The sequence below is a fragment of the Bacillus sp. JJ864 genome, from assembly GCF_036963045.1.
Classification (GTDB): domain Bacteria; phylum Bacillota; class Bacilli; order Bacillales; family Bacillaceae_G; genus Bacillus_A; species Bacillus_A pseudomycoides_C.
The window spans coordinates 1-15,518 of record NZ_JBALLY010000092.1 but is presented as its reverse complement, the minus strand read 5'-3'; the positions used below and the strand labels follow the sequence as shown (position 1 = coordinate 15,518).

Below are 15,518 nucleotides of genomic sequence, written 5' to 3'. Positions count from 1 at the left end.
TCAGTGGGGGATGAAGAAACCCCCCACTGATTAAAGTTTCACTTTATGTGAATGAATGGAAGAGAAGTGAGACACAATATTGTCACATTTATTTGATTTTGTTTATTTTATGAGCAACTTCAATGGACTGTTTATATGAGAATTGCTATCATAAATATTGTATGTATAGTGGTATACAAAGAATAAAACATTAAAGAGGAATGAATATGAAATCAAAAAATATTATGATTCTCGGTGTTATTTTTTCTGTTGCAGTACTTATTGTAATCGGTACGATTGTATTTAGTCTTGTGAACGATAAGAAAGAAAAAGGAAAAGATACCTTTTTATATGGTACACAGCAATCTATAGGAGAGAAAGATGCTCCAATTCATATTGTGGAATTTGGAGATTTTAAATGTCCAGCTTGTCGTACATGGGATGTAACTGTATTGCCACGCTTAAAGGAAGAGTATATTAATAAAGGAAAAGTTCAGCTTCATTTCATTAATTTTCCTTTTATCGGGAAAGACTCTGATCTAGGCGCAGCAGCTGGAGAAGCAATTTATAAGCAAGATCCAAAAGCGTTTTGGACATTTTATGATGAAATATATCAAAATCAAAAGAATGAAAAAGAAGAGTGGATTACAGAGGATCTAGTACTAGATATAGTAAAACAAAAGCTACCTACGATTGATGTAGAGAAGTTTAAAAAGGATGTAAAGAGTAAGGAAATAAAAGATAAAGTACAGAAAGATTTTGACCTTGCTCAAAAATTAAAAGTACAAGGTGCACCATCTCTATATGTAAATGGTAAACTTGTTAATCCAGATTATGATAGCATTAAGGCGGCAATTGATAAAGTTACGAAAAAGTGATGAGATATTCATCACTTTTCGACTTTTTTCGATAAAATTATTGCGCTACCTTATACTACATGTTATACTTCTTAACATAAGTTAACAAAAAATTAATATTTTCTTTATATTTGCGGGTGTAGTTTAGTGGTAAAACAAGAGCCTTCCAAGCTCTGGTCGAGAGTTCGATTCTCTTCACCCGCTCCAGAACTTATTTCGAATTTTTTTATAATTGTGATCAACGCAGTGTTTCGTTTCTTAGATAAACGAAGCATTGCGTTTTTTTATGTTTTGAGTGCATGAATATATGCAAAAATAGTAATGTGTAAAATGAAATGGATCTTTTGGCTAATGAATAATTGAATCCAAATGACTGCTTGTCATGCTATAAGGAGAGTAAATGTGAATTTTGAACAATTAAAACAAGATGTTATTGCGTATAGTAAAACAATTGGTATTGATAAGATAGGCTTTGCGAGTGCTTCTCCATTTGAGGAATTGAGGCAGCGTCTTATTCAGCAGCAACAATTAGGATATCAATCAGGTTTTGAAGAATCAGATATAGAAAAGAGAACGAACCCGGAGTTATTATTACCAGGTGCAAAATCAATTATTGCCATTGCATTGGCGTATCCTTCGAAGTTAAAAAATGCACCACAAAGCAAACGAGGAGAGAGACGAGGCATTTTTTGCCGCGCTTCTTGGGGACAAGATTATCATCTTGTTTTGCGTGATCGTTTAGAGAAGCTAGAGGCATATTTAATCGAACGTTTACCAAATATAGAGGTCAAATCTATGGTGGATACGGGAGAATTAAGCGACCGGGCTGTTTCAGAGCGAGCAGGCATTGGGTGGAGTGGAAAGAACTGTTCCATTATTACGCCGGAGTTTGGGTCGTATGTTTATTTAGGCGAGATGATTACAAATATTCCTTTTCCACCAGATACTCCAATTGAAGATCAATGCGGGAGCTGTACAAAGTGTATTGATGTTTGTCCGACAGGGGCGCTTGTCCAAGGAGGACAATTAGATTCTCAAAAATGCATTGCGTTTTTAACGCAAACGAAAGGTTTTCTTCCAGAAGAATATCGAGATAAGATTGGAAATCGCATTTACGGATGCGATACGTGTCAAACTGTTTGTCCAAAAAACAAAGGGATAGACTTTCATAATCATCCGGAAATGGAACCTGATCCTGAACTTGTAAAGCCGCTATTAAAACCCCTTCTGACCATTAGCAATCGTGACTTTAAAGAAAAGTATGGAATCATGTCTGGATCGTGGCGAGGGAAAAAGCCGTTGCAGCGAAATGCAATCTTGGCACTCGCTCATTTTAAAGATGAAACGGCCATTCCAGATTTAATTGCTGTTATGAAAGAAGATCCTCGTCCGGTTATTCGCGGCACAGCGGCGTGGTCCTTAGGGAAAATTGGCGGAGAAGGGGTGCAAGAGGCGATTGAAAAAGCGAAAGAGCGGGAAAAAGATGAAGAAGTGCTTCGTGAGATGAATCGTGGTCTTGAATTGTTAGCTGAGAAAAAATAGCAGATTATCCTTAGGTCCCTCATATTGTAATAAGGGGAGGGGAGACTCTATGTCTATAAAACAGCATCTTCAACAGTGTCTGCAAAGGAAATTGGATTATATAACAAATAAACGTATGAATGAAGCAGAAATTTCAGATGATATTGTTGACATGTTACACCGTAAAAAGAAGCTCTTTAAAAGCCGGAATGCTGAGATAGTAAAAAGTAATGCTAACGTATCTTTTATGAGACAGTTAAAAGGTGTGGACTATGATGAGGTAGATTATCAAATTCATTTTCAGTATTTTATTCGTCATCAACATTTATTTTATGTCGAGGAAGAACAAATGGAGAGGCGTTTACGATTAGAAGATGGATGTATCAAGCAAGATATCGCAATTGGAACGCCGATAGATGAACAGAAAATTGGAACGTTGGAACGTGAAGTAACAAAGGGAAAAGGACAATATGTTCCATACAGTTATAATCGCTTAGAGGCAGTGAAATATGCAGAGCGATGGTGGGATGATCGGAATCCAGCTTATCAGAACTTTCCTGATAATTGTACAAATTTTATTTCGCAATGTCTGCATGCTGGTGAAACACCAATGACTGGATATCCGAATATTCGCAGTGGATGGTGGCAGCAAAATCGCCAATGGAGCTGGAGCTGGGCGGTGGCTCATTCTTTTCATTGGTACTTATCAAGTGATTCTCTAGGACTTCGAGCAAAGCAAGTTGAGAAGCCACAGGATCTAATGCTTGGAGATATCATTGTATATGATTTTGAAAATGATGGAAGATGGAATCATACGACAATTGTCGTAGCAAAAGATGCGAATGGTATGCCTCTTGTAAATGCACATTCTGCCAATAGTCGCAGACGGTATTGGGACTATGAAGATTCAAGTAAGTATACACCACAAATGAAGTATAAGTTTTTTCATATTCTCGATAATGACTAGAGATTTTTTATCCAAGTGGTATAATACGTAGTAGAAAAAGATTGAGGTGAACATTGTGGGAATACATGTTGTTTTATATCAACCAGAAATTCCAGCGAATACAGGTAATATTGCGCGTAGTTGTGCAGCAACTGGTACGGAATTACATTTAATTAGACCGCTTGGATTTTCTACTGACGATAAAGCGTTAAAGCGTGCTGGATTAGATTATTGGGAGCACGTAAAAATTACGTATTATGACTCTATTGAGGAATTTTTTGAAAAAAATGCAAATGGTGAGTTTTTCTACTTAACAAAGTATGGAGAGAAAGCACACACAACATTTGATTATAGCAACGTAGAAAAAGATTATTATTTCGTATTTGGAAGAGAAACAAATGGTCTTCCAGCAAATGTGATTGAACATAATTTTGATCGTTGCTTACGCATCCCAATGACTGATAAAGTTCGTTCTTTAAACTTATCTAATACTGCAGCTATTTTGATTTATGAAGCATTACGTCAACAAAATTTTCCAGGATTAGATGTAGAAATTGTTTATTAAAAGCCGTCTTATGACGGCTTTTTGTAGTTTTAAAATAAAGTTTGATTACATAATACTAACAAGTAAATTGTGAAAGGAATGCAATATAACAACTGACCAAAGCGATCCTGTCTTTTTAAATACTAGTCCAAAGAATATGCCAATTAGAAAAACATAGATATGACTCCAAAGGTCAAAGAATACGCCATCATAGATCCAAATAGCGTAGTGTATGATTAGAAATAAAAAAGAAGTGATTATGTTAGCCTTCCAAAAAGATAATCTTTTGTTAAGTTCTTGTAAAATGAAACCTCGGAATACAATTTCTTCAGTAATTCCAACCAACAGGATTCCATTCATATAGTTATTTAAAGATAATTTAAAATTAAAAGGTTGATCATTTAAAATGGATACTTCAAAAATAAAATAAAGACCTAGAAGCAGCAAAAGAAATGTTCCCCAAAGCATACCTTTATTTACATCTTCCATTTTTAAATACTTAATTGGATTAGCGTGTAAGTAATACTTTATGTATAAGCAGACAGGGAATATCCATATGAGAATCTTAATGGATGCATTTAAAAATGTGGATGTAACTTCACTCAATGGCTCAATATACTGTACTAACCATAATTCTTTAAAAATCCAAACAAAGTTGAATATAAATAGATATATTAATAATATTTTCACATCAGTTACTATTGGCTTACTTTCTGGTTGTAATTTCATTTCCATTATTACCCTCCCAAAATGTGAAAAACTAATATTGCAATGCGGAAATTATACCACAATTTACCTATTATAATAATATGAAGCTAACCTACTTTTTTAGTTAGATATGAGATTCTTAATATGTAGGCTTTAATATCAACCTTTATTCTAAACCGGCACTTTTTTGATAAGAAAATTAATATTTTTTTATAAAGGCTTGCACCTGTTTCAAAAAAAGACAAATTCCATTAAAATAGAATATATAAATATAACATAAGACGGGTTGCGATGTTGATGAAGGAACTATTTGCAAATAAGAAAGATGTAGTTAACCCTTTACAGGGAATAGATATGACTTTAATTCACCAAGGCTTGCTTCATGCCATTCAGGATTTAGTGTTTATTGTAAAAGTTGTAGAAAATAAATGGTTTCAATATGTATATATAAATGAAAAAGGGCTACAACATTTGAATGTAGATACAAGTTATCATGGAAAGACATTTCAAGAATTATTGCCTCCGGATGTTGCTTATGTATTGCAAATACAATATGAGGAGGCTTTAAAAAAGAAAAAGACAAGTACTTTTCGTGATTATATGACTTTAGATACAGGAGAAATTTTGCATTATGAGTCATTATTAAACCCTGTATGTTGCAATAACGGTATATGTAAATATATTATTTGTATTAAGCGTAACATTACAGCGCATGTACAGGAAAAGACAGAGATGCAGGAAAAGCAAATGTTATTCAAATCGTTATTAGAATATAATGATGATGCAATTATGTCGCTTGACTTAACAGGAAGAATTATGTATGCAAACCCTGCAACATATAAGATTTTTGGTCACGAAGCTGCAGAGTTAAAAAATCAATCTATCTTTCAATATATTGAAGGAGATTATATAAATGAGTTTCAAAGCATGTTCAAAGAAACAGTGCAAGGTCATTCTACGCAACTTTTTGGACATAAATATGATCATAAAAATGGCTATGAATTGTATGTATCATTTCGAACAGTTCCCATTATTATTAATGGCAGTATAATCGGTGTATACGTCATCGCCCGAGATGTGACGAAGCAAATATTAAATGAACAGAAAACAGAGTATTTAGCTTATTATGATCAATTGACGGGCTTATTGAATCGTATTGCGTGCACAGAGATGTTAACTCGTTTGTTCAAGGAGAACAAGAAATTTACACTTATGTTTGTAGATTTAGATCACTTTCATTTCATTAATGATACATTTGGTCATGAAACTGGAGATAAAGTATTAACCAATGTAGCAAGACGTTTAGAATCCCTTATTCCAAACGGGGCATATCTTTTTAGGGCGCATGGTGATCAGTTTGTCATTGTAATAGAAAATGCAGATAAAGAATATGCAGAAGAATTTGTTCCAAGGCTGTTAAAAGAAATGGAGAAGCGTTTTGTAATGAAAGAAGGAGAAGTGTATGTGAGCGCTTCTATTGGAGTTGTCATGTCTCCTATAGATGGAGAAGATGAACAAACATTATTTAAGCGTGTTGATCTAGCACTAGAATGTGCGAAAGAGCAAGGAAAAGGTAATTATAGTTTTTATTCTTGTGATCTTAGTGCGCAGCGTGAGAAACAACTTATCATTGAAAATCAATTATATCAAGCGATAGAGCGAAATGAATTTATATTAAATTATCAGCCGCAAGTTAACATCATGACAGAAAAGATGGTCGGAATGGAAGCTTTACTTCGCTGGAATAATAAAGAAATCGGAAATGTTTCACCAGGAGAATTTATTCCAATTGCCGAAAGAACGGGATTTATTCTGAAAATTGATGAGTGGGTATTACATGAAGTATGTAGACAAATACGTGAATGGCTAGATAAGGGAATTACTCCTGTACCAATTGCAGTAAATATTTCAGCAAAGCACTTTTGTTCTTTTACATTAATAGAGGTTATTACGGATGCTTTAATGACATATGACATTCCACCGCATTTAGTAACACTTGAAATTACAGAAGGAGCATTAATGCATAAAGAATTATCAGAGCAAGTGCTTCTTCGTTTGAAGGAAAAGAATTTGAATATTCATCTTGATGACTTTGGAACGGGATATTCGTCACTGAGTTACTTAAAACGATATCCAATTGATACTTTAAAAATTGATCGCTCTTTTATGCAAGAAGTAGGTGCTGATGAAAAAGGGGCAAATATTACGACAGCTATTATTCATCTTGCTCATACGTTAGGCTTAAACGTCATTGCTGAAGGAGTAGAAGACGCAGAACAGGTTCAATTTTTGAAAGAAAAAAATGCAATTGTAGCCCAAGGTTATTATTTTAATAAACCTCTTTCTGTAAGTGATATGGAGAGACTTTATTTTATGACAGGTAAAAAGTGATGAGCATGCTCATCACTTTTTATCCCGCTATTCGTGGGCAGTAAGACCCCCACCTCAAGAGTCAGAGAGAATCGAAGAGGATAGGAGGGGGATAACTGCCCGTAAAAGCCCGATTCGTTCAACTAACCATCAGGACACCACTGATGGAAGTTTCACTTTACTTTGCTCTTGGTTTATCATTGTATCCTGATGTAAAAATAGCAGTAAGAAATGTGAGCATAACACCTAAAATTAATAAAAGCTTCATGAGCATAGCCCCCATTCATATTTATCTCTATCATTTTCATTATACCGAATTTTCTTTCAATTTTGGTAATAAACTTTATAAAGTTTGTGTACGATTTCATTTAGATTCGTATGAATGTTTAAGGACATCCTTGCATACTTTTATAATAATCCGCTTGAACAAGGAGATGGGGGAGGAGCTATAATGGATATTTTAAAGAAAATCGAACAGCACCGGGAAGCAGAAGAGCGTTTAAAGTGGGAAGGGACATTTGCTGACTATTTAGAGTTTCTGAAAGAAAGACCATGGGTGGCACAAACAGCGCATTCTCGTATTTATAATATGGTAAAGGATGCTGGAATTGAGGAAGTAGACGGCAAAAGAAAATATAATTTCTTCAGTAATCAATTATTTGGATTAGAAGAAGCATTAGAGCGTCTTGTAGAAGAGTATTTTCATCCATCTGCAAAACGATTAGACGTAAGAAAACGAATTCTATTATTGATGGGACCAGTTAGTGGCGGGAAATCTACATTAGTTACAATGTTAAAGCGCGGATTAGAGGCATATTCACATACTGATCGTGGTTCGGTTTTTGCTATAAAAGGTTGCCCGATGCATGAAGATCCGCTTCATCTTATCCCGCATCATTTACGTGAAGACTTTTATGCAGAGTATGGAGTGCGGATTGAAGGGAATTTATCACCATTAAACTTAATGCGTCTAGAACAAGAGTACGGCGGTAGAATTGAAGATGTAATTGTTGAGCGGATTTTCTTCTCGGAAGATCGCAGAACAGGGATTGGAACATTTAGTCCATCTGATCCGAAATCACAAGATATTGCTGATTTAACAGGTAGTATTGATTTTTCTACGATTGCCGAATTTGGTTCAGAATCTGATCCGCGCGCTTACCGTTTTGACGGGGAGTTAAATAAAGCAAATCGCGGAATGATGGAATTTCAAGAGATGTTAAAATGTGATGAAAAATTTTTATGGCATTTATTATCACTAACGCAAGAAGGCAATTTTAAAGCAGGTCGATTTGCATTAATCTCCGCAGATGAGCTAATTGTTGCTCATACGAATGAAACAGAATATCGTTCCTTTATTTCGAATAAGAAAAATGAAGCACTTCATTCACGGATTATTGTAATGCCAATTCCATATAATTTACGGGTAAGTGAGGAAGAGCATATTTATGAGAAAATGATTCATGAAAGTGATGTTTCCGATGTGCATATCGCACCGCATACACTTCGCGTCGCAGCGATGTTTACCATTTTAACACGCTTAAAAGATCCGAAGCGGCCAGACATCGATTTAATTAAGAAAATGCGTTTATATGATGGTGAAATGGTAGAAGGATACAATTCTATTGATGTAGAAGAATTGCAGCGGGAATATCAAGATGAAGGTATGAGTGGAATTGATCCGCGTTATGTCATTAACCGTATTTCTTCTACAATTATTCGTAAAGAAGTAGCATCCATTAATGCTTTAGATGTATTACGTTCTTTAAAGGACGGATTAGATCAACATCCATCCATTAGTAATGAGGATCGTGAACGCTACATGAATTTCATTTCATTAGCGCGTAAAGAGTATGATGAGATTGCGAAGAAAGAAGTACAAAAAGCGTTTGTATATTCATATGAAGAATCAGCGAAGACACTGATGGATAATTATTTAGATAACGTAGAAGCATACTGCAATAAATCAAAACTGCGTGATCCATTAACTGGAGAAGAAATGAGTGCGGATGAAAAACTGATGCGCTCTATTGAAGAACAAATTGGCATTTCTGAAAATGCGAAGAAAGCGTTCCGTGAAGAAATTTTAATCCGCATTTCTGCATATGCCCGCAAAGGGAAACGATTTGATTATAATTCGCATGAACGTCTTCGCGAGGCAATCCAGAAGAAACTATTCGCTGATTTGAAGGATGTTGTGAAGATTACGACGTCAACGAAAACGCCGGATGAAAATCAGTTGAAGAAAATTAATAATGTTGTAGCCCGATTAATTGATGAACATGGCTACAATTCCACATCCGCAAACGAATTGCTCCGCTATGTAGGTAGCTTATTAAATCGATAATCATCATAGCAGAAAAGCTGTCTCTTACTTGAGGCAGTTTTTTTGTATATGTTGCTTAAAACATGAAAAGAAAAGGTTTTTTTCTGTCGTCTTTCAACTTTAATTTATATAAAGGCAATGCTTGTCCACTATGAATAAATTAAAATGCAATCTTATGAATTTATTTGTCAATTATTTTCACAACCAGCATATGATAGAGTAACCAACCATTCATACAGAAAAAAGTCAACACAATACAATATGTTGCAGGGCCGTAAAGTGTGCAACAATGCATTGTGTTTCTTTCTTAATGATGAAGTGTATTTCTTCATCATTTATTTTCTAACTAAGAAGCTCATGTTTTAGAATGTGTTTTTATGAAAGCATAAAAAACTATGTAAGGAGGGAAAGGAATGACAGAAGAAAATCAATACAATTATACGATCTCACAGGAAAATTGGTCCCTCCATCGTAAAGGACACGATGATCAGCAACGTCATCAAGAAAAAGTACAAGAGGCAATAAAAAATAATTTACCAGACCTTGTTACAGAAGAGAGCATTATCATGTCCAATGGCAGGGATGTTGTGAAAATACCAATCCGTTCACTAGATGAATATAAAATTCGTTATAACTATGATAAAAATAAGCATGTTGGTCAAGGAACCGGCGATAGTAAAGTTGGTGATGTTGTAGCAAGAGATGGATCTAGCGGCCAAAAACAAAAAGGACCAGGAAAAGGGAAAGGCGCAGGAGATTCTGCAGGAGAAGACTATTACGAGGCGGAAGTATCGATTTTAGAGCTTGAGCAAGCATTTTTTAAAGAATTAGAGCTTCCTAATTTACAGCAGAAAGAAATGGACGAAAATCGCATTGAACATATTGAATTTAACGACATTCGTAAAATGGGCCTTTGGGGAAATATTGATAAAAAACGGACGATAATCTCTGCTTATAAACGAAATGCAATGAATGGTAATCCGGCCTTCCACCCAATTAAACGAGAAGATTTAAAATTCCGTACGTGGAACGAAGTTTTAAAGCCAGAATCAAAAGCTGTTGTGTTAGCAATGATGGATACGAGCGGTTCGATGGGACTTTGGGAAAAATATATGGCCCGCAGCTTTTTCTTCTGGATGTCTCGTTTTTTACGTACAAAATATGAAACAGTTGATATTGAATTTATCGCGCACCATACAGAAGCAAAAGTTGTTACAGAAGAAGAATTTTTCTCAAAAGGCGAAAGCGGTGGAACCATTTGTTCCTCAGCATACCGAAAAGCATTAGAACTGATCGAAACAAAATATTCTCCGGAACGCTATAACATATATCCATTCCATTTCTCAGATGGAGATAATTTAACCTCTGATAATGCACGCTGTGTCAAACTTGTGCAGGAGTTGATGAAAGTATCTAACATGTTTGGGTATGGAGAGGTGAACCAGTATAATACTTCACCATATACCCAAACATATTTTTTATAAGAATCTATTAGGAAAAACAAAGTAATTTTGGCGTTTTTATTTATATGTACAAGTTTTTTGGGGGAATTACATAATTTATTTTGGATTTGTTTATATTTTTTTGTGCGACAAGTGGTAGCATCAATATTTTGTTGTAAAATACACGCTAAGCCAATACTACTAACGTTTATCATTTTGATGATAGTTTTGGCTAGGGAAATTTGAATTCAAAATTAATTGAAGCAAATAAAGAGAAAATAATTTATAAAAAATAAGAGCCAAATTTTCTTTAGAGTAGAAAATTTGGCTTATTTTATGTCGAATTTGCTTAGTATATAATTTCGTTATAGTGTGAATGACACCCCTTGCAGTGGGAGTATTCCAAAATATTATTTTGCTGGTATCCCAGGCGGTATGGATAGTGTATATGGTATCAATACATACCGCCAAATTTGTTTTATAGGCTTTAATATTTTGTGCTTGATCTTTCAATATATGTTATTAAGAAGGAGAGTTTGTATTATGTTGATTTTTTGAGCGAGTACATTTCATACTTACAAACTGTGTTTTTTGGTTTCGGTTTAAGGCATATGAAGCAAATCCTAATGCAATTCCTATAGTAGCGATTTTAGATAACCCAAGTATATTTAAAGGCTTTTTATTCATATTTCTTTCCTTTCATATTATAAGATTAGTTTTCATATATAAAAATCTTTTTGGCGATATATTTTATGATAAAAATTTCTATAATAAATAATTGAATTCCACCTGCTTCTCTTAAATAGTTATTGGCAATTCAATTAATCCACGCATTAAATAAGTAGGTCTCCATACTAATGTTTCGAGATGTGCATTCAGTTGCATATTTGGCATTTTGCGTAATAAGGTATTGATTGCAATCTGCCCCTCAAGGCGAGCTAATGGTGCACCCAAACAGAAATGGATTCCCATACCAAAGGCTAGATGAGGATTGTTTTTTCGTGTGATATTTAACTTCTCTGGATCTTTAAATTGTCTCTCATCTCGGTTAGCAGAAGCTAGTGATACTACAACCATGTCACCTTTCTGAATTACTTTGTTCTGAAAAACGATTTCTTCACTTGCCCATCGATTAGTTGTTAATTCTACAGGGCTATAGAAGCGTAACAATTCCTCAACTGCAGGTTGAATGAGATTGGGGTTATTTTTAAGTTTCTCTAGTTCCTCTGGGTGTTGTAGTAAAGCTAAAATACCATTGCCGATTAAATTGACAGTTGTTTCGTGTCCGGCAACGATTAATAAGAAAATCATGGAATACATTTCTTTTTCAGTAAGTTGTTCTTCTTTAGATTCATTGCTTATTAATGCTGTAATAAGATCATTACTAGGATTGTTGCGACGTACTTTAATCAATTCGCTTAAATAGTTAATGAAGGAATTTATTTTTGGAATAGATTCATGCATTTTTTCTGGAAGATTGCTAGCTTCAACTACGGCATTAGACCATTCTCGAAACTGCTTATGATCCTCTGCAGGTATACCTAACATTTTACAAATAACCATAATAGGTAAGGGGAATGCAAAATCACTAATTAGCTCTATATCTTTTTTATCCTTCACTTTATCCAATAAGTCGTCAGAAATTTCCTGAATGGTTTCTCTTAATTCTTCGATTGTTCGTAGTGTAAAGGCTTTATGTACCAGCTTTCGTAATCGATTGTGGTCAGGTGGGTCTGAGTTTAACATATGGTTCATGAGTATATCGGTTTCCATAATCGGAAGTAGTTGTTTAATTTGTTCGGAACTAAAAAGTGTATATGGATTCTTAATAAATCGAGAATCTTTTAGTACTACTATCGCATCTTCATAACGTGTAATTAACCAGGCAGTTTGACCATTAGGAAAAGTGAAACGATGAATTGGATCACTTGTACGAAGTTTTGCATAAAAATTATAAGCATTCTTCTTAAAATTCGATGAAAACAAATCAAGTTGAGTGTATTCATCATTTATCCCTGAATTCTTTGGCATATGAAAAACTCCCTTCATCTTTATAGATAAACTGAAATATCTTGTTGACTTCTCATTAGCAAATAATTTTTTTGTATCGGATAGTTATAGAACAATTACCACGAAATATTAAATCTTCTAATTAAACCTTATATGGTTTAATTAGAAGAAAAATGTATATAAAAATTTGTTTTTTGAAATTTATATTCCCAATATTCAGACTCTTTGTGTTGTTTTTTGTCTGCCTCTATAAATTAAAATTTTAGTCAGTAATAATTAACACATGTACTATGATACAGTTATTGAATTATGATTTAGTTTCGGTTCGAATGAAACGCCACACTAAAAGTGCTGCTGCTAAATAAGCAATAGTCATAGTTATGAATGTATTACTTGCACTACTATACCAGCCTCCTGATAAGTGAATGATAACCCCCATAACTGCTACACCAACTAAAGCACCGATTTGTCGATTTGCATTCAATGTAGCTCCAGCCATATTTGCATGAGATGGCCCTGCTGCTTGCATAACCGTTGCAGTCATTGCTGGAACCGTTACACCTACTCCTAAATTGATTATTGAGAAAATTACTGCTAATAACCAATATGGCATAGATGGTGAAATGAAGATCACCAATAACAATGAGCCAATTCCTGCTGTAAATAAAGCTACGAGCATAGGTAATCTTGAACCTAAACGGGTAGCTACTTTAGCAAATAAAAGGTTACCTACCACGAAAACCGCCATCATAGGTAATAACTGTAATCCCGCTATAAAAGGACTTGAACCACGAGCTTCTTGTAAGAATAAACTTAGCATAAAGACGCCACCAAAAAGAGAGAAGTTAAGCAAGAACCCTACCATATTTGCCGCAGAAAAAGGGGGATTCTTAAATAATTGGCTTGGAATTATTTGATTTTCTGTCTTACGTTCTCTTACAACAAAAAGAGTTGCAGTTAAAATTGTTATAATGGCTGAACTAACAATTGGAAGAGAGACCCAACCCATTGAAGGACCTTCAATTAGGGTAAAACACAAACCAGCTAATGTAATAATGCCTAAAACATGACTAATAAAGTTTAGTTCACTCTGTACGCGAGGTGACTGAGAAATCATCTTGTAAGTAAAAAATAGGGCAATAATACCAATCGGGAGATTAATAATAAAGATACTCTGCCATCCAGCCAAATTTACTAAAACGCCACCAACAAAAGGACCTATGCCGGCAGATGTAGAGACTATGGCTGCCCAGATACCAAACATTTTGGCTCTTTGTTTCTCATCTGTATAAGAAAGTGCAAGTAGACTAAGAGAACTTGGCATAAATAATGCTGCTCCAGCACCTTGAAGAAGGCGAGCTGCTATAAGAATATTTGCAGTCTGTGCTGTAGCACATAATAGTGATGCAAATACAAAGAAGCCTAAACCAAGTATATAAATATTTTTTGCACCATAGCGATTGGCTAGTGAACCTCCCGCAAGTAAAAAAGAAGCAAATGTTAGGATATAGCCATCTACAACCCACGTAATTCCAGTAAGGTTAATTTCAAGAGAGCTTTGAATATCTGCAATTGCGACATTTACTACCGTTGTATCAAGGGTTGCCATTACGAATCCCATTGCCAGGATAACAAGTTTCCAAATGCTAGTGGATGATTGCACTTCAACCTTAGATGCTTCCGTGTTTATATTGTCAGCACGTTGTAATTTCATTTCTAATCAAACCCTCCATTCAGTTACGTTCTTTCAGTTATAAAAATTTTATTACACAAGGTCAATTAAAGTGTAAGGGTAATAGAATGGATTATGTATGTACATAACCCATTCTATTAAGAGATTTACACGATAAAGCAGTGATACATTTTGAAATTTTTAATTTAATATAATAATCCTAATGCTTATAACATAAATTCAATAGGATTGTTATTCTTGCTTCGTTTGGATTGGATTAGAATTCACAATCCTTGAAAAGAAATTATGGTATACCTGTAGAAATAAGGGATAATTCGGTGTTATGAAAACTTTAGTTCATCAACGTCTTCTCACGTATCCACTCGTCTACTTTTTCTACATCATAAAATTCTTCGATCTGCTCCATTAATGTTGTTAATGTTTCTTCACTCATAGCTTGAGCCCACTTATCCTCTACTTTTTTCATAACCTTTGCTAAAACACAGTCTTCTTGAGGATGAGTTTCTTTTGAATCAAAAACAGACAGAGCCATGCCTTTTCCCTGAAAAAAAGCGCCTCTTCCTTCGACTGCTTGGAAAATATCATACAAAGTAATCCCTTTTGGAGATCTTGCTAATGAAAATCCTCCTTTCGTTCCTGTTATTGATTCTACTAGCCCGGCCTGTACCAGTAATCTCATTAACTTTTTCAAATAAGATGGGGATACATCTAAGCGTTCACTTATTGCTTCGGAAGTTAGAGTATTACGGTCAGGTACTCTTGTTAACAAAAGTAAAGTATAAACAGCTTGTTCCATTCCAGATTTTATGCGCATAAATTAACCATCCTTAAAACAGAATCATTTGTGGACAATTGTTATCCATAAACGATTCTACTCCTAAAAAGGTATACAGTCAATTTATAAATGGGAATTTTAAGAATTTATTTCCAAAAAAATCAATTAATTAAACTTCAAAAAAAGGGGAATAAAGAAAGGGACTAGCTATTCTTATAACATTCTAGTGAGAATAATACTAAAAAATTCATGTTATAAATGTTTTTTTTAAAGTTCTTTCATGTAGAATTCATGAAGAAATGCAAGTTTCAATAAGTTTTTTAATCTATCACATATGTATATATATC

11 protein-coding genes, 1 tRNA gene and 1 pseudogene are annotated in these 15,518 nt (G+C 34.4%); 8 read left to right on the top strand and 5 right to left on the bottom strand.

All coding sequences use genetic code 11. The features are described 5' to 3' along the window. Window positions 1-206: 206 nt before the first annotated feature. The 5 genes from V7024_RS15260 (at window position 207) to trmL (ending at window position 3,868) form a co-directional block, all read left to right on the top strand. Window positions 207-857 (top strand): DsbA family protein, encoded by a 651-nt coding sequence (locus V7024_RS15260; protein WP_335521419.1) that lies wholly within the window; start codon window positions 207-209, stop codon window positions 855-857. 112 nt (window positions 858-969) lie between these two features. Then, window positions 970-1,043, top strand: a tRNA-Gly gene (locus V7024_RS15255). Between the two features lie 195 nt (window positions 1,044-1,238). Further along, a complete protein-coding gene (gene queG, locus V7024_RS15250; protein WP_335521417.1) occupies window positions 1,239-2,378 on the top strand; it encodes a tRNA epoxyqueuosine(34) reductase QueG in 1,140 nt (379 codons plus the stop codon). A 49-nt stretch (window positions 2,379-2,427) separates the two neighbouring features. After that, window positions 2,428-3,324, top strand: coding sequence for an amidase domain-containing protein (locus V7024_RS15245; protein ID WP_335521416.1), 897 nt, complete (start codon window positions 2,428-2,430; stop codon window positions 3,322-3,324). Window positions 3,325-3,379: 55 nt separating this feature from the next. After that, a complete protein-coding gene (gene trmL / locus V7024_RS15240; protein ID WP_335521414.1) occupies window positions 3,380-3,868 on the top strand; it encodes a tRNA (uridine(34)/cytosine(34)/5-carboxymethylaminomethyluridine(34)-2'-O)-methyltransferase TrmL in 489 nt (162 codons plus the stop codon). A gap of 45 nt (window positions 3,869-3,913) precedes the next feature. Here trmL and V7024_RS15235 read toward each other — a convergent pair whose 3' ends face one another. Next, window positions 3,914-4,582, bottom strand: coding sequence for a CPBP family intramembrane glutamic endopeptidase (locus V7024_RS15235; RefSeq protein WP_335521412.1), 669 nt, complete (start codon window positions 4,580-4,582; stop codon window positions 3,914-3,916). A 270-nt stretch (window positions 4,583-4,852) separates the two neighbouring features. Here V7024_RS15235 and V7024_RS15230 point away from each other — a divergent pair, with 270 nt between their 5' ends. The 3 genes and pseudogenes from V7024_RS15230 to yhbH all read left to right on the top strand — a co-directional run. Beyond that, on the top strand, window positions 4,853-6,946 hold the full coding sequence (locus tag V7024_RS15230) for a sensor domain-containing protein (RefSeq protein ID WP_335521410.1): 2,094 nt from the start codon (window positions 4,853-4,855) through the stop codon (window positions 6,944-6,946). 430 nt (window positions 6,947-7,376) lie between these two features. Then, entirely contained in the window at window positions 7,377-9,272 is a 1,896-nt protein-coding gene (locus V7024_RS15225) for a PrkA family serine protein kinase (RefSeq protein ID WP_335521408.1), read from the top strand. 392 nt (window positions 9,273-9,664) lie between these two features. After that, window positions 9,665-10,702: pseudogene (yhbH, locus tag V7024_RS15220) on the top strand (sporulation protein YhbH); the annotation flags it as partial. A gap of 513 nt (window positions 10,703-11,215) precedes the next feature. Here yhbH and V7024_RS15215 read toward each other — a convergent pair. From V7024_RS15215 to V7024_RS15200, 4 genes are all read right to left on the bottom strand, one after another. After that, entirely contained in the window at window positions 11,216-11,380 is a 165-nt protein-coding gene (locus V7024_RS15215) for a hypothetical protein (RefSeq protein WP_335521405.1), read from the bottom strand. Window positions 11,381-11,491: 111 nt separating this feature from the next. Further along, the gene (locus V7024_RS15210; protein ID WP_335521403.1) at window positions 11,492-12,724 is read right to left on the bottom strand and encodes a cytochrome P450 family protein; all 1,233 of its coding nucleotides are present in this window, start codon (window positions 12,722-12,724) and stop codon (window positions 11,492-11,494) included. Window positions 12,725-13,010: 286 nt separating this feature from the next. Then, complete coding sequence (locus V7024_RS15205; RefSeq protein WP_438824471.1) at window positions 13,011-14,393, bottom strand: MFS transporter; 1,383 nt, start codon at window positions 14,391-14,393, stop codon at window positions 13,011-13,013. 334 nt (window positions 14,394-14,727) lie between these two features. Beyond that, window positions 14,728-15,210: an Rrf2 family transcriptional regulator gene (locus V7024_RS15200; protein WP_053565306.1), complete on the bottom strand. Its 483-nt coding sequence runs from the start codon at window positions 15,208-15,210 to the stop codon at window positions 14,728-14,730. Between the last annotated feature and the right edge of the window lie 308 nt (window positions 15,211-15,518).